At 38.7% G+C, this 16,859-nt stretch carries 14 protein-coding genes; 2 read left to right on the forward strand and 12 right to left on the reverse strand.

Annotated features, from left to right (window positions below):
• The first annotated feature begins 4 nt into the window (after positions 1 to 4).
• On the forward strand, positions 5 to 826 hold the full coding sequence (gene rnc, locus IR083_RS08810; RefSeq protein WP_006798852.1) for a ribonuclease III: 822 nt from the start codon (positions 5 to 7) through the stop codon (positions 824 to 826).
• 113 nt (positions 827 to 939) lie between these two features.
• Here rnc and IR083_RS08815 read toward each other — a convergent pair whose 3' ends face one another.
• The 4 genes from IR083_RS08815 to asnA all read right to left on the reverse strand — a co-directional run bounded on the left by IR083_RS08815 (position 940) and on the right by asnA (position 7,648).
• On the reverse strand, positions 940 to 2,895 hold the full coding sequence (locus IR083_RS08815; protein ID WP_194223990.1) for a hypothetical protein: 1,956 nt from the start codon (positions 2,893 to 2,895) through the stop codon (positions 940 to 942).
• A 496-nt stretch (positions 2,896 to 3,391) separates the two neighbouring features.
• Positions 3,392 to 4,363: a hypothetical protein gene (locus tag IR083_RS08820; RefSeq protein ID WP_044215516.1), complete on the reverse strand. Its 972-nt coding sequence runs from the start codon at positions 4,361 to 4,363 to the stop codon at positions 3,392 to 3,394.
• 421 nt (positions 4,364 to 4,784) lie between these two features.
• Positions 4,785 to 6,455, reverse strand: a complete 1,671-nt coding sequence (locus tag IR083_RS08825) for a nucleoside kinase (protein ID WP_044215518.1) — start codon at positions 6,453 to 6,455, stop codon at positions 4,785 to 4,787.
• 155 nt (positions 6,456 to 6,610) lie between these two features.
• A complete protein-coding gene (gene asnA, locus IR083_RS08830) occupies positions 6,611 to 7,648 on the reverse strand; it encodes an aspartate--ammonia ligase (RefSeq protein WP_194223991.1) in 1,038 nt (345 codons plus the stop codon).
• 235 nt (positions 7,649 to 7,883) lie between these two features.
• Between asnA and IR083_RS08835 the strand changes: the two genes are divergently transcribed.
• Positions 7,884 to 9,239, forward strand: coding sequence for an NAD(P)/FAD-dependent oxidoreductase (locus IR083_RS08835; RefSeq protein WP_194223992.1), 1,356 nt, complete (start codon positions 7,884 to 7,886; stop codon positions 9,237 to 9,239).
• 87 nt (positions 9,240 to 9,326) lie between these two features.
• Here the strand turns inward: IR083_RS08835 and IR083_RS08840 are convergent, their stop codons facing one another.
• From IR083_RS08840 to IR083_RS08875, 8 genes are all read right to left on the reverse strand, one after another.
• Complete coding sequence (locus tag IR083_RS08840; protein WP_006798859.1) at positions 9,327 to 9,779, reverse strand: copper resistance protein NlpE; 453 nt, start codon at positions 9,777 to 9,779, stop codon at positions 9,327 to 9,329.
• 9 nt (positions 9,780 to 9,788) lie between these two features.
• Complete coding sequence (locus tag IR083_RS08845; protein WP_242052390.1) at positions 9,789 to 10,088, reverse strand: heavy-metal-associated domain-containing protein; 300 nt, start codon at positions 10,086 to 10,088, stop codon at positions 9,789 to 9,791.
• Positions 10,089 to 10,223: 135 nt separating this feature from the next.
• Positions 10,224 to 13,076: an aminomethyl-transferring glycine dehydrogenase gene (gcvP, locus tag IR083_RS08850; RefSeq protein WP_194223993.1), complete on the reverse strand. Its 2,853-nt coding sequence runs from the start codon at positions 13,074 to 13,076 to the stop codon at positions 10,224 to 10,226.
• 17 nt (positions 13,077 to 13,093) lie between these two features.
• Positions 13,094 to 13,735 carry an MBL fold metallo-hydrolase gene (locus tag IR083_RS08855; RefSeq protein ID WP_194223994.1) on the reverse strand — a complete coding sequence of 214 codons (642 nt, stop codon included), beginning with the start codon at positions 13,733 to 13,735 and terminating at the stop codon, positions 13,094 to 13,096.
• 322 nt (positions 13,736 to 14,057) lie between these two features.
• On the reverse strand, positions 14,058 to 14,708 hold the full coding sequence (locus IR083_RS08860; protein ID WP_194223995.1) for an NAD(P)-dependent oxidoreductase: 651 nt from the start codon (positions 14,706 to 14,708) through the stop codon (positions 14,058 to 14,060).
• Positions 14,709 to 14,773: 65 nt separating this feature from the next.
• Positions 14,774 to 15,184 (reverse strand): Rrf2 family transcriptional regulator, encoded by a 411-nt coding sequence (locus IR083_RS08865; RefSeq protein WP_194223996.1) that lies wholly within the window; start codon positions 15,182 to 15,184, stop codon positions 14,774 to 14,776.
• Positions 15,185 to 15,254: 70 nt separating this feature from the next.
• Positions 15,255 to 15,875, reverse strand: coding sequence for a 16S rRNA (guanine(527)-N(7))-methyltransferase RsmG (gene rsmG / locus IR083_RS08870; protein ID WP_194223997.1), 621 nt, complete (start codon positions 15,873 to 15,875; stop codon positions 15,255 to 15,257).
• Position 15,876: 1 nt separating this feature from the next.
• Complete coding sequence (locus IR083_RS08875; protein ID WP_006798866.1) at positions 15,877 to 16,722, reverse strand: DUF3298 and DUF4163 domain-containing protein; 846 nt, start codon at positions 16,720 to 16,722, stop codon at positions 15,877 to 15,879.
• Positions 16,723 to 16,859 lie beyond the last annotated feature (137 nt).

Below are 16,859 nucleotides of genomic sequence, written 5' to 3' on the forward strand. Positions count from 1 at the left end.
CAACGTGCTTAAAAAGATATATCGAGGTATAAGGCTTCTTCCTAAAAGAGGGAAAGAGCCTTATGTATCTTTTTGCAAAATACTTGGGTTCTATCCGTACAATATTACATTATACGAACAGGCCTTATTACATAAGTCATCGTCTATAAAACTTAAAGATGGCAGATGGATCAACAACGAACGCCTCGAATTCCTCGGTGACGCTATATTGGATGCAATTGTAGCTGATATTGTATTCAAAGAATTCGAATATAAGAAAGAGGGCTTCCTTACCAATATGCGCTCCAAGATTGTCCAACGCGAAACATTAAACAGACTCGCCTTGGAGATAGGTATAGATAAACTGATCAAAACATCGACAAGGAATACGACTCCCAATACTCACATGTATGGCAATGCACTGGAAGCATTCATTGGCGCCATATATCTGGATCAGGGCTATAGGGCTGCAAAACGATTTGTTTTTGAGCGCCTTATACAAGAACATCTGAACATAGAATCAGTGGCAGAACTAGAGGCTAATTATAAATCCAGGCTGATAGAGTGGAGCCAGAAACAAAAGATATCTGTTAGTTTTGATCTTATCGATAGTTTCGTTGACGAGAACAACACCCCTATATTCAAAACGGCTGTGATCATTATGGGAGAGCAAGCTGGCCTTGGCACAGGTTACTCGAAGAAAGAATCCCAGCAGAAAGCGGCAAAAGAAGCCTACAATAAACTACAACGTAATACAACTTTTCGCAATCATATATTTGAGTTATATGAACAACAACAGCAATTACAGAACGAAAAGTATGTAAATACTACTCCTGAGGAGGAATAACGTTACACTCTAAAAATATAAAGAGAGCCACTTCATTTTTTGAAATGGCTTTCTTTATATTTATCAATTTATTTCACCGTATTGATGCCATTAAATTCAGCTTGTTTTATAGCCTAAGCCATTATATTTCCAAATAATATAGAATTATACACTGTCTGATTAACATTCCCCATCGCAGATTCCCCATAATCGACACGTGGTATAGGTTGCATAGAGGAATTAATAGTGAAAGGACAAATCCCTTTATCTAAATATGTATTGCCGTAATACGGCCCCAGATTTGAATTAAAGCCACCATCACCTACCCAGAAGAGATTTAGAGTTTTATGCCTAAACATTGTGACACCGGGAAGTATATTGGCTCCTGTAGCATTTAACCGGCTTCCACCACTATAAGTATATATATCTCCCGCTGGTAATCCTTGTATAACATATGTCTGTGAAGCATCTTCACCCCATAGTTTTCCTCTGGCATCGCCAAACGGCCCGTTCAATATTTCATCATTTACGGAACTCAACGGGTAAACAGCACTTCGTGCATTCTTCATCCCCCCTGTGATATTAGAATCTGCAAAAATATTGCGGAAAAGAGCTTCTGCACTCACAGCATTACTTGTATAGTATTCTGTGAACATAACTAATACACCTCCTTTATTCAGATATTCCGTAAGTTGCTGTATTGTATTTGCATTAAAAGATACGAAAAAGCCTAGAACAACAATATCCGGATTCTTTGCCAACTCGGTACTAAGTGCTGATGCATTTATATAACCTGCACCATCTATATTCCCCTGTGTTTCACCCTTTATATAGCTATAAGAAAACGGCTTCTCTACTTTTACCGTGCTATTTTCCAATGAACCAAAGTTTATATCAGCATTCATCACCGCCAGCGATGCCGAATTTTGAATATAATATCCATAGTTTGTATTATAGTAACCTATTCCCAATATCTTTTTGGGAGTATAACACATATATACAGTAGCTTTACATGTGGCTACTGTTTTCTTACTATTCGAAGTAATAGTAAATACCTTATCATCCATACTATTAGGTACTCCATATCCTAATAATTTAACGGGCTGACTAGTATTATTTAATGTTCCTTCGGCTTTGAAATAAATACCATCGACAGTATTGGTTTCTATAATATATGTAGCACCTAATGCCTCTGCATCTACAGTTAATACCATGTCTATATAATGCTCATCAGTATCGAGCGGAACATCGATTTTATACACTCCTCTCACCTTTGTCTTACTACAATCCATCGAATAGAGAGGCTTCTTCGAAGAATCTTCCACCTTCACATACAGAGGATCGCATGAAGACAATGGTTTTCCATTAAAAACGATCTTCATCAAATCCCCATCGCTACCCGCACCGGTCGCCGGTGTATAATCAATCGGCGTACCCGCCCCGGGTACTGTTATAAAATAGTATCCTGTTGTCATAAATATACCCGAGGCAGTAAAATAATATCCATTATCCGGGTCCGGCATAATAGTGACTGTATAAGCTCCGGATTTTGTTACAAGCAAAGGTATAGTCACATAATTAGATGAATTCAATGACACCTTATTCTGATACTGACCATAGAAGTTTAAAGAATCGCAATTGGTTATGGTAGCTATTGCATTTCCCATTTTTTCCTGGAAACAGTTCCATTTTTCACCATCCCACTGATTTAAACCTAAACACAATTCATTTTCATCATCCGCGACCAAATTATATACAATAAGCCCGGTATGAGCTAATTTTTCGGATGCATATTCCGGATCCATATCATCCGGATTATAAGTGGAATTATCATAATTTGAGGGATTATATCCGGCTTCTCTAACAAAAGGATATAATTGGTATTTCTTTTCCAAATTTACCCTGGGTAAAAGTAACCCTCCTTTATCGACGGTCGGGCCTCCCGTCTTATCTATCTTCTCCTTTATATCCAGCAATGCGGCTTTTTCCGGTGAGTTATTAGACCCAACGGTAACCTGAGCTTTCAATCCGGACGTAAGTAATAGCATGACTAACATGCCATGCAGCCAACAGAATCTCTGTAGTGTCATAAATTTAAATTAGTAAGTAATTATTCTATAGTTTTGTCAATCACGTTATTGTTTTATAAAGAGAAATTTAGCCAGCAATAGTTCTGCACGACGGTATACTGCAACGAACCTTCTCAGGCATGGAAAAAAGCAGATATAAGAAGACAAACAATGCTAATGCAAAACTATTGTTGTCTAAATTTCCTTTACTTATTTCTTATAAAACAATTCTTAAAGAACTACTAAACACGACGGGTAAATACTTCATCATAAAAGATTAGATCAGGAAAAAATCCTCTTTTTAGATATTGTAAGTTTTGTCTCTACATATAGATACTATTTATAATAATATCTATCCCTATATTTGTCTTTAATTCATCTTATCTAATGCCAAAATTAGATATTCACATTTTATATAATCAGCATAAATGTGAAAATAAAGCATTTTCATTTGTCAATAAAAGAGGCGCACAGGCACCCCATCTCCTAAAAAATGACAATATACTCCGCTCTGCTATTAAAGTGTAAGACTCTCTATATTTTTGACGTACTCATTTTGCTTATTAAAGAATTCTGAACGCTGAATCTCATTACTTTGAGATATGAGTGTAGAATACTTCAATAATGAGTCGATCCACATTTTATGCCTCTTTGAAACTTCTGTATTGTACACTGTAATAGGATCTGTATAAGTCCAAAACTGTGTTCCGGTCTCATTATCATGTCTAAACCAGATACTATTTGATGCAATATTTAAAGTAGAGCAATACAAGTCTGTTTTTACACCATTCTCATCAACCCCTTTTCTTGTGTCATTTTCAAGCTTGTTGATTACCTTATATAAGTCTTCCTGCAAAAGAAAGAGTTCTTCCTTTGTTATCAGCCTGCGTCTGTAAAAATAAATTATTTCTTTCACTGTAGACAAAATAAAGCTAGGACACAATATAGCTGTAACCTGATTCACCTTAGTTGCCGCATAGCGGTATCTTTTATGAACAGTCGAGACTTGAGAGGGTGGAGAAAATTCGGACAAATAAAAATTGAGAGGAACCTCCTGTGTTTTATGTATCCATTTGTAATAATAGAACTTAGACAAATTCTCATATAACATATAATAAGGAAAAGGCAGCTGGTTTGCCGTAAAGAATATTTCCGACTCTTTACTTTTTTGCATTTTTTTATATATCTCAGCCGCAACATCCACTATTTCTGAGTACACATCCAACGGATCCGCCGATTTGGGAACAGGTAAGTCAAAAAAAGCCCTGTTCTTTTGCTCTTGTCCTGCTATTTCATCTAAAGAAAGCCCTAGTTTCAGAGATATAGCAATGACTTCTTCGAAAGTAAAAGGAATCTCATTTCTTATCCGTCTATATGCCGATTCCCTGCTTAGATTCAATAAATCCATTAGAAACGAAACAAGTTTCTCCCCTTCCGGCAGAGAGTTGTTTATTGACGTAACAAGCATTTCATTTATTATAGTTTTCATAAAAAAGAAGACACCTCAGGTAAGGTGGTATAGTTATTAATAAATATTTGTGTATTTGCATTTAAAAACAATGCATTTTAGCTTTAAACAAAAATAGACGTTCTTAAGTCATTCACAAAGCACATTTCAGTCAATTTAACTTGACTTTCAACATATATATGATTCAAAACAAACAAACTAAATTTAAAATCAAACCAAAAAGAGTAACATTAAACAAAACAAACAAATAATGACACAATTTATATACACAAGAATCTTATTCAAACATAAAATGACACACAAATAATGTAATATCCTTTTTATAACCTAATTAACATTTATCCCTTAGCAATAGTATTTGAATAAAGCCCACCTCAAAGAAGACTACCAATATTTTAAACTGGCAGCCTTCTCTCTTATTTAATCAAGTCTGTTTGCTATATTAATATTTAAAACTACTTCCTCCCACAAACTCTCTCAACAAAGATGTTGGTGGCAGCTCCCTATCGTTTATATAATTGAAGTATTTCAGAAATTTAAGCAACCTGTGCGCCTCTGCATATTCAAGAGCACTGTTAGGTACCTGAGAAAGAATTGGTTCTGCATAACGACGTAAAGCCGCAAATTCATACATCATAGCCGAATTAAACATTACATCGGCATTCTCCTGATACGGAAAAATCCATTTATCTTCTCCTTTACGCACACTCGCCCAACGCGACAGGGTATCTATAGCAGAATAGCTACGATAGCGATAGTCTCGAATCAAGCGGCGCAGCAAACGGTTATCTGTTGTAGGTATCCAGTTATGATTATCCAACGAAATTGTGGTTAAAGCCGAAACATATATCTTGAATTTCTGATAATCGGGAATTCCAATTGTTAAATCCGGATTCAACCCGTGTATGCCTTCTATAACTAATATTGTATGCTCATCGAGTTTCAGTTTATCACCCTTATATTCTCTTTGGCCGGTAGTAAAGTTAAACGTCGGCAATTCGATTTCCTCACCTTTCAACAAACTTTCCAGATCTTCATTAAATTTAGGTATATCCAAAGCATATAATGATTCAAAATCATATCCGCCATCTTCATCTAAAGGCGTCTTATCGCGGTCTACAAAATAGTTATCGAGAGAAAGCCCCACAGGCTTCAAGAGATTCACCATAAGTTGCACCTCGAGACGCATACGAAACGTAGTTTTTCCTGAAGACGAAGGTCCCGATATAAGCACAACTCTCACGCCGTCTTCGGAGCGGGATGCAATTTGCTCTGCAATATTGGCGATTGTCTTTTCCTGATAGGCCTCCGAAACCTTTATCACACCCGGCATAAGACCTTCCTGATTAGCTTTGTTCATATCGCCAACATTATCCAAACCTATTATATTAAGGAACTTAAGATGTTCTTTATATACATTATACATCTTCGGTTGCTCTATGACAGGCTCAAGTTCAACCGGATTACTACGGTTAGGCACACGCAGCAGTAATCCATCATTATACAAGAGTAAATCATATATATCTATATATCCGGCAGATGGTACAAGGCAACCATAAAAATAATCGACAGAGTCTCCCAGACGGTAGTATTTAGAATACATCTCACCCGAAGTCTCCAACAGAATGGCTTTATCTTCGAAACCTCTTTCCCTGAACATCTTTACAACCTGCACTGTTTCTTCTTCAACACCTTCGAAACGCATATCAGCATCAATATATTCTTGTATCTTAGCTTTTATAGATTCAATAGCCGCTTGATCTATAACAGAAGATATATTGATAATGCGGCAGAAATAGCCTAACGAAATAGGATGCTCTATATAAAGTTGTCCTTCCGGGAAAATTTCCGAAACTGCCTTTGCCAGTAAAAAACACAGTGAACGCACATAAGTCCGCATCCCTGAAGGCTCAGTCAACTCTACAAATGTCACTGTTTTATTATGATAAGCCTGATAGTCCAGCGGTTCTGTCTTATTATTAACCCTTGCATTTACAACCGGAAATTCTGTTTTCAGAGAAAAACCTTTGAGTATATCGATCAGGCTTGTCCCTACGGGGAAGTTCTTATAACTGTCTGTATTTGTGCAGTGAATAGTTACCTTATTTTCCATGTTTTGTCTAGTTGAATAATTAAAATAACGAAGGATGTCTTTAATAAAAAACATCCTTGAATTATAAAGTTAAGAAAAATAATCCACTTACAACTTCAATCCTGATTCTTTCAGCATCTGAAAAGTACTTATTTAAATCTTTTTATGAAAAGTCCTTATATCAGAGGCATTCCCAGGCTTTCGGCCTCTACACGCATTTTTGCCGGCCATATACCAGCTTGAATTTCTCCTATATGTGCTTTTCGTAAATAAAACATACATAGCCGGGACTGCCCTATTCCACCTCCGATAGATTGAGGAAGCTCACCATTAAGCAAACGTCTGTGGAAATATAATTGTGTACGGTCTTCCTGGCCTGATTTTTTCAATTGCTCAAGCAAAACTTCTCTGTTGACACGGATACCCATTGAAGAAAGCTCCATTCCTTGCCCCAACACCGGATTCCAGACAATAAGATCTCCATTAAGTCCGTTAAACCCATTCTCAGACCTGGTAGTCCAGTCATCATAATCGGGAGCACGTCCATCATGCGGTTCGCCGTTACTCAGTTCTCCTCCAATACCTATAATAAAAACAGCGCCATATTCTTCCGCCACTTTATTTTCCCGCTCTTTAGACGAAAGGCCCGGATATTTTTTAAGCAATTCCTCCGCATGGACAAACTTGATCTCACTGGGCAGAATAGGCACTATAGCAGGGAATGCCTCATATACAAGATATTCGGTACGGACTAAGGCGGCATAGATACGGCGAACAACTTCCTTCAGAAAATCGAGATTACGATCTTCCGGGGACATCACCATCTCCCAATCCCACTGATCCACATACAAAGAGTGCAAATTACCCAATTCCTCATCTGCACGTATCGCATTCATATCTGTATAAATACCATAGCCTTCGTTTATACCATAATCAGCTAAAGTAAGACGTTTCCATTTTGCCAGTGAATGAACAATCTCCGCACGCTCATCTCCCATATCTTTTATCGGAAAATTAACGGCACGTTCCACACCATTCAGGTCATCATTTATCCCCATTCCCTTTAATACGAATAAAGGAGCGGTAACACGACGTAACCGGAGTTCTGATGATAAGTTTTGTTGGAAGAAGTCTTTTATTCGCTTGATCCCCATTTCGGTTTGTTGTAAGTCAAGCAAAGCATGGTACTGTTTTGGTTTTATTAAATAGCTCATTTTGGTATTTTGAACGTTTTTGCTGTTAAATAACACGCAAAGTTAACTTTTAAATATTAATATGAAAACATTTTCACACCAATTAATACATTATGACATTCCATCCTAAACATATATCATCCCCATAGATAAGCATTTACGGTTGGCTGATGAATAAAAATAATGTATCTTTGCCCCGGTCGAATCCGAACCTAGACGAAAATGCCATAAAAACTCTAATTATCATAAACTACTAATGCCTAATAGAAAAATTAACAGAAGAAAGTTTCTTAAAGTTGCTGCCATTACCAGTGCAGCAGGATTAATTACCGCAACAGGAATATACAAACTGACAGAATTCTCAAGTAATGCGAAAGGTAAAATTGTCATAATCGGTGGAGGAGCCGCCGGCCTCAGCATGGCCGCCCTACTGCAACGCTGGTTGGATGAACCGGACATCACCCTTATCGATCCCAGCGATCGCCAATACTATCAGCCTGGATTCACCCTGGTTGCATCGGGGGTGTACACTCCTGATGAAGTATGGAAAGATCAGAAAGATTGTGTACCCAGCCAGACAAAATGGATAAAAGATATTGTAAAGGAAGTGAATCCTGTGAGCAATCAGATAGTAACAGAATCAAACGGTAATATAAGCTATGATTTTCTTGTACTCACCCCGGGATTACAAATAAACTGGGAGAAAACAGAAGGAATCACCAAAGATACATTAGGGCTGGGAAATGCCCATTCTATATATGACTTCGAAGGAGCTCAGAAAACATGGACTGCTATTCAGGAATTTTCCAAGACAGGAGGAAAAGGTATCTTTACAGACACTTACACCAAACATAAATGCGGAGGTGCTCCTAAAAAAATATGCTTATTGGCTGAACATTACACTCGTAAACAAGAAACAAGAGACAACGTTACCCTCAGCTATTACACCGCGGCAAATGAGCTTTACGATGTGCCATATTATACTCCGCGCTTACTGGAGATATACAATGAACGAAATATTCCAATACACCTGACTACTCGTCTGAAGGGAGTGGACACATCTGCCAAACGTGTATATATGGACCATATAGAAACTATCGGAGATGAGAAAATCATAACACCTATCACCGAAGATTATGAATTCCTACACTTTACTCCTCCTATGTCTGCTCCGGATTTTGTAAAGAATTCAGGACTATCCTGGACTGAGGGAAAATTAGCCGATGAAGGCTGGGTCATGATAGACAAAGAGACATTGGTGCACAAGACATATTCCAATATTATTTGTTTAGGTGATTGCGCGGGAATTCCTACCAGCAAAACTTCTGCCGCTGTGCGTAAACAAGTTCCTGTAGCTGCAATGAATCTGATTTCTCTGATGGACGGTAAATCTCCGGAAATGAAATACAATGGATATGCAGCATGCCCTATCGTCACCGACTACGGGCATGTTCTTCTTTGCGAATTTGATTATGATAAAAATCCTCAACCAACAGCACCTTTTACCATGATGGATATGTCGAAAGAGCAAGCTGCAGCATGGCATCTAAAGGTAAAGGTTTTGAAACCATTGTATTTTAACGGGATGTTAAACGGATATGGCTTGTCGTAACAAGATATGAAATTCCTGAACCCCGATTAATAAATAAAGCCCTTTCCAATATTGGAAAGGGCTTTACTTATATAAAACATCAAAGAATTATTTCTTCAAAATATACAGGTCGGCCATATCTCCGGTAATTTTATTACCCTCCATATCCAGCTGAGTCAATGTATTCTCTCCCACAAAATACTGGTTAGGCGCATCTTTTACTCCATCCAGAATAATTGTATTACCGGCAGCATTCCAGGTATATTTACCTTTTTCTTCCGATTTACTGTTTTTCTTATTTACATACTCTGTACTCTTAACATATGTACTATCTGATAATGTAATAGATACAATCATACCTTCGCCACTGGCTGTAGGTATTTTACCTGTATATGTTCCCACATAATCAAGTGAATTTTTAGCATTATGCTCGTCTTTTACCTGCTTTGCGATTTCAGAGAATTCATCAACAGAAGCTTTTTCTTCCTGTCCTTTTTGAGTGCCACCACCACAGCTATACATCAATCCCATAGCTGCAATAATGATAAATAATTTTTTCATCTTTCTACTTTATTTTTTCTGTTCACTATTGTGTATTTTAACCTCATAGCCTAATTTTTCAATTGCGGCTTTAAGATTTTCCACTGTTGTCTGAGTTTTCTTGAATTCGATCAGTACTGTTTTATTTTCAAGATCTACTTTCATATCCGTCACCCCTTTTTCGAATGCAATATTCTTTTCAATACGCTTCTGACAATTCTCACAAGTCATCGACACATCGAATAGAACTGTCTCTTTATCATTCTTCAATGGTTTTTTATTCTGAGCATCTACTGTTGTACTTATACCCATCATTAATATAACCGTCATTAAAAATAATTTCAATTTCATAGTTTCACATTTTGTGTCTATTCTTACAATAAACAAGTTAATACGATTTTAGTTTAAACTATCTTTATATGTTTACAACAATTCACATCCCAAAGTCCTGCCTGAACAGATGCATTATCCCATATCACACAGGCAGGTAATCAGGTTTCTGTCCCCAAAAGCATTGTCTACACGGGCCACATTTATCCAAAATTTATTATCCTTCACAAACTGAAGAGGATAAGCTGCTTTAGATCGCGGATAAGCATGCTTCCATTCATCGGCACACACTTCATATTCAGGATGAGGAGCATTTACCAGCACATTGTCTTCTTTGGTATATGTACCGTTTTCCACTTCCTTGATTTCCTCCCATATCTGGTTCATTGTATCTACAAAACGGTTAAGTTCAGCCAGACTTTCACTCTCGGTAGGCTCTATCATCAATGTACCGTGTACAGGGAAAGACAATGTAGGTGCGTGGTAACCGTAATCCATCAAACGCTTGGCAATGTCCGATTCTGTTATACCGGATGTATCCTTCACCTCGCGGCATTCCAGAATCAATTCATGCCCTACCCTGCCCGATGTACCTCTGTAAACAACGCCATATGTATCCTTAAAACATTCGGCCAGATAGTTCGCATTCAGTATAGCTATTTTAGTGGCATGTGTAAGCCCTTCCGCACCCAGCATACGGATATATCCATAAGTGATAGGCAATATCCCCGCACTACCAAACGGAGCAGATGCAACAGTATTCACTGTGCTGCCGTCCAGCTCGGGATGGTGAGGAAGAAACGGAATCAGATGCTCAGCCACACAAATAGGACCCTCACCCGGGCCTCCGCCACCATGAGGAATAGCAAATGTTTTGTGAAGATTGAGGTGGCATACATCGGCGCCGATAGAGCCCGGATTGGTCAGTCCGACCTGTGCATTCATATTTGCCCCGTCCATATATACCTGCCCTCCTTTTTCATGGACAACCTTGCACATTTCCTTTATTTCCTTTTCGAAAATGCCGTGTGTAGACGGATATGTAATCATACATCCTGCCAGATTATCTTTATGCAGATCAGCTTTTGCCTGCAAGTCTTCCAATACTACATTCCCATGTGCATCACAATCTATGGTAACAGTCTCGTATCCGGCCTGTATAGCGGAAGCAGGATTGGTGCCGTGAGCCGATGCAGGAATAAGAATAATGTTGCGATGTCCCTGTCCGATACTCTCCTGATATTTGCGGATTGTCATCAAACCCGCATATTCTCCGGCTGCACCCGAATTAGGTTGAAAGCTAACCCCGGCAAAACCTGTTATTTCTTTGAGGTATTCACCCAGTTCTTCTATCAATTCGTTATATCCCTGAGTCTGCGACTGAGGTGCAAACGGATGGATGTTCTGGAACCCGCCCAATGAAAGAGGGAGCAGTTCTGATGCAGCATTCAGCTTCATGGTACATGAACCGAGTGAAATCATAGAATGGGCAAGTGAAATATCTTTTCTGTCGAGGCGTTTAATATAGCGCATCAACTCCGTTTCGGTATGGTATGAATTAAATACTTCGTGCTGCAAGTATTCGCTTTTACGGAGGAACTCATCTTTAATAGTCAGTTTTTCGGGAAGATCATCAATCATAAATACCTCCATACGTCCGGCTGCAAGGGAAAACACTGCCAGAAGTTCATGGGCTTTATATTCCGTGATAGTCTCATCTATGCTGACACCTACTTCTCCTCCCTCGTAATAACGCAGATTTATATCGCGCATTTCGGCATATTCGCGTAAAGAATATTGAGAGACACCACTGGCCAAACCTATTTTCAATGTATCGAAATACTGTTCGTTAAGGATAGTATAGCCCAGTTCTTTCAGTTCATCCGCTATCAATGCTGTTGCAGAATGAATCCGTTTCGCAATCTCCTTCAAGCCTTTAGGCCCGTGATATACGGCATAGAAACCGGCCATAGTAGCCAACAATGCCTGAGCCGTACAAATATTCGACGTTGCTTTCTCCCGCTTGATATGCTGTTCCCGGGTTTGCAATGCCATACGATATGCAGACTTACCATAAGCATCTTTCGATACACCGATGATACGTCCGGGCACATTACGCTTGTTCTCTTCTTTTGTTGCGAAGAATCCGGCTGAAGGGCCTCCGTAAAACATCGGTATACCAAACCGTTGGCTGCTACCGAAGGCTATATCAGCGCCCCATTCTCCCGGAGGTACCAAAAGAGTCAACGCCATCAAATCGGTAGCGACAGCAACTTTGCATCCGGCAGCATGCACTTTTTCTGTAAAAGCCTTATAATCTTCGACACTACCGTTCGAATTCGGGTATTGGATAATAGCACCAAAAAATTCACTGTTAATATCAAATACCTTATAATCGCCAACCACGACCTCTATACCTTGCGGCACGGCACGAGTATTGATTACAGCGAGTGTTTGCGGGAATATATTTTTATCAATAAACAATTTGTCTGCTCCGTTTTTCACCTGATCGCGGCTGCGAAGGGCATGCATCATTGCTGCCGCTTCCGCTCCGGCCGTAGCTTCGTCAAGCAGGGAACAGTTCGATAAAGAAAGGCCTGTCAACTCGCTCACCATTGTCTGGAAGTTCATCAAAGCCTCGAGACGACCTTGTGATATTTCCGCCTGGTATGGTGTATAAGATGTGTACCAAACAGGATTTTCGAATACATTACGGAAAATAGGCGCAGGACATACCGTATCGTACCATCCCATCCCTATATACGAAGCGCATATGCGGTTTTTCGAAGCCATCAGTGCCATTTCTTCGGCATACTCATGTTCGCTGAGAGCCTCCGGCAAATTCAATCCGCTTTGTAATCGGATATTCTGAGGAATCGTCTGATCTATCAGCTCATCAAGGGATTTTACCCCGATTTTAGCCAACATTATTTTCTCTTCTTCTGCATTGATGCCAATATGGCGATGTTGGAATCTTTCGCTTTTCATGTGCTTTCCGTTCTGTTTTATTGTAAATAAAAATTACTTTTGATTTCTTCCCCTATTGTAGTTAATGGCCCGTGGCCTGAATATATCACTGTTTCTTTAGGCAGTGTGAGCAGTTTGCTCTTTATACCGGCAATAAGCTGTTCATGGCTTCCTCCGGCAAGGTCGGTACGCCCTACACTTCCCCTGAATAATACATCTCCGACAAAGGCACAACCTGCATCCTGATTATAGAAAATAATGCTGCCCGGCGAGTGTCCCGGTATTTCCAGAACTATAAATCTCTGATTTCCGAATGTTACCACATCGTTTTCATTCAGATACTTGCCAATTCGAGGAATTCCAGCACTTTCATTCTTAAAGCCGAACATTTGCAATTGGGCAGGCAATTGCTCCAGAAGAAATTCATCTCCTTTGTTTGCCTCTGTTTCCAGATGAAACTGTTCGTATATAAAATTATTTCCGAATACATGGTCAAAGTGCAGATGAGTATTCAAGAGGTGCTTTACCACCAGGTCGTTATCGAGAATAAAATTCAACAAAAGCGCCTTCTCATCCGGAAAGAAACAACCCGGATCAATGATGACACACTCTTTCGTTTCATCATATGCCACATATGTATTTTCGCTAATCGGATTAAATTCAAATATTTTTACGTTCATAGATTTTACAAATGACTTTCTGTTAAAAAACAGCCTAAAGGTAAAACTTTTTTCGTTTCAAAACTAGCCATTTAAGCTTATATCTTATGTTATAAATATACAAAAAGGCAGTATCCATATTTGAAATACTGCCTATACCGTATAGATTCTATATATCAATTAAGAAACTGTTTAAATTTTAGTCAATGAAGCATTTTGAATCTAAAACGGCTCATATCTTGTCAGAAATTTTATCGTTTAGCCCGCTAAACTCAAAAATTTTGACTTCGAAGCAGCTCGTTTTATCCTTCAAAATCATATTCTTGAAAAATCAAAACAGATTCTAATATCCGGCTGTAAAGCGTTGGCGGGAGAATTTGTGGTTCTCAATCTCGTCAACAACGGCAACCGCCAGATCTTCGACGGACAATACCGATTCGCCATCCTTATCAAATACAGGTTCATCTGTTCCCAGCCTGTATTTACCTGTTCTTCCGGTCTTAATACCCGGATGCATATTGATAGCAGGTGAAAACATTGTCCAATCGAGATCTTTTTCCTTTTTCAGTACATCCAGGTAATCCCTTGCCGCGGTTGCTCCGGGCTTAATACTTTCAGGAAAATCAGCGCCATCCACTATTTGCTGTCCGTCGATGTACAGGCTGCCTGCCCCTCCTATCATTACATAACGTTTTACTCCGGCTTCCTTTACTGCTTGCTGGATAGCTTCCGATCCTTTCATAAAATCATTATAAATGTTCGGATTCGACCATCCGGGATTAAAAGCACTCAATACAACATCATTTCCTTTTAATACAGAGGCCAATGCTTTTACGTCTGTTACATCTGCTGCAACCGCCTTTGGCTTTCCGTCCTTCACCGGAATTTTATCTACCGAACGGGCCACTGCTGTTACTTCAAAACCTCTGTTTACCAACTCTTGTAATAAATGTGAGCCAACAAATCCTGTTGCTCCTATTAATGCTACTTTCATATTGTTTTATTTTTAAATGTTATCCTTTTCTGTATTTATATTTATTACAGTTTTATATAAAAAAATTACTCGAACTTCTTCTTAAAATCGGCCAGTGTCTGATCTGAAAGTTTTGCGATTATAAAATCTTCTGCTTCCATATTCAAATCGTGCAAATGTTCATTAATCTGTTTCCCTACCGGACATTTAGGATTCGGAGATGCTAATGAATTGCCTAATGCTGTCCGGGAACTGACTATTCTATATATATCGGAAAGAAGGATCTTATCTGCCGGTTTTGCCAGCATACTTCCTCCGTTCTTACCTTCTTTACTAAGCACAATTCCATGTCTGCGAAGATTCGATAATTCTTTCCTTACCAATACAGGATTGATATTCATACTTCCTGCCAGATAGTCGGAAGAAAGCCATTCATCCGTACTCGTAGCCAAAAGCACTAATATATGCATTGATATTGAAAACTTACGATCGCTCATACTGTAACACTTTTAATTACAGTACAAAGGTAGACATATTTTCCTCCCGACAAAAAGAATTAACAATTATTTAAATAAGTACGTAAACGATTTTCTTGGTCTTGAAATATTCTTCATCGAAGAACATAGATAAGTCATCCGCTTCGGCTGTGTTCTTAAATGGCTTCAGTTCACCTTCAAGGTTCCCCCCTTTAAGGCAAATCAGACCGTTTGGCAAAGCATTGTGCTGTTCTTTCGAAATATTCTTTTTTATAATTTTTACCAGATCAGGCAACGGCATCACTGCGCGGCTTACTACAAAGTCAAATTTTTCTTTTACTTCTTCGGCCCTACAATGGCGGAACTGTATATTCTTCAATCCGATAGCTGTGGCTACCTCGGTAGCTACCCTTATCTTTTTACCGATACTATCTACCAGCAGGAACTTGCATTTCGGAAACAATATAGCCAATGGCACTCCGGGAAAACCTCCACCTGTACCTACGTCCATTAGCTGTGTCCCATCTGTGAATTGTATAAGTTTAGCTATGGCAAGTGAGTGCAGGACATGATGTGCATACAGATTTTCTATATCCTTGCGCGAAATTACATTTATTTTGGAATTCCAGTCAACATATAAGTCATAAAGAGCAGCAAATTGGCTCTTCTGTTCTTCACTGATATCAGGAAAATACTTAAGAATTATTTCCATATTATTTTCCGGCAAAAATTGATATTGGTGAATTATCTCTCAACAAGTCCCGGATTTCATTATAGGGAAGTGATACACGGATTTCCCCAAGAGATGGTGCCGAGTATTCTCCCGGATTGAAAATATAGGTCAGACCATTATTATCTACAAGGAAATTTTCATTCGATGTCAGGTCTTCAATCCCCCAGTAACCGAACTCGAGAAGGTCTTCTGGCTTCTGCACTTTATTTTGAGCTACTATTTTTCTTATCAAAATAGCATTCAGCAATTTCCTGTATTCCGGCAAGAATATATCCTGTTCACTCAATATATTTCCGGTCTTTAAATCTATCACAATATTGCGGTAAGCCGTAGAGGAGTTGGCCCCGCCTTTATAATCCATCGATGATATTTGATACGACAATATATCGTCCATGTCGAATATCACCTTTGTATCCAATGTTTTATAATACGAAAAATAATCCTCGGTGTCGCCTGATTCCTGCCAGTCGGGAAACTGCTCTTTAGCATCAGTCTTATATTTTTCCACGTAATCTTCCACATATTTATTGATGGCATCCTGCGGCTTCATTTGCTCATATTTCTCATCTTCCATCAGTGCAAAATTCAATTCCTTCTGTACTGTCGCCAAAATCTTCTCATCGGCAAACTTCACGGGGAAGATATATGTGATCTTTAACGAACATGATGGTTTTGTAGAATCATTATCCAAATGATATATCTTGGATACTGATATGGAATCGTAAGATATCGCATTCGGAGTATTTATCTTTTTCTCTGTCTTACAGGATATAAAAACAGCGAACGACAACACAAACAAGCTAATAGATGTAAGTATGATTTTCATATATACTATTATTTAACAATACAAATATACGACAAAATGGAAGAATGCCGATCTTTACCTAACATTTTTACATTTCGAAACCCTTTTATCTTTATAGATAAAGTAAGCTACTTCCTGTAAATCCAGTCAGTAGCCTA

It is taken from the genome of Dysgonomonas sp. GY75, from assembly GCF_015234155.1.
Classification (GTDB): domain Bacteria; phylum Bacteroidota; class Bacteroidia; order Bacteroidales; family Dysgonomonadaceae; genus Dysgonomonas; species Dysgonomonas gadei.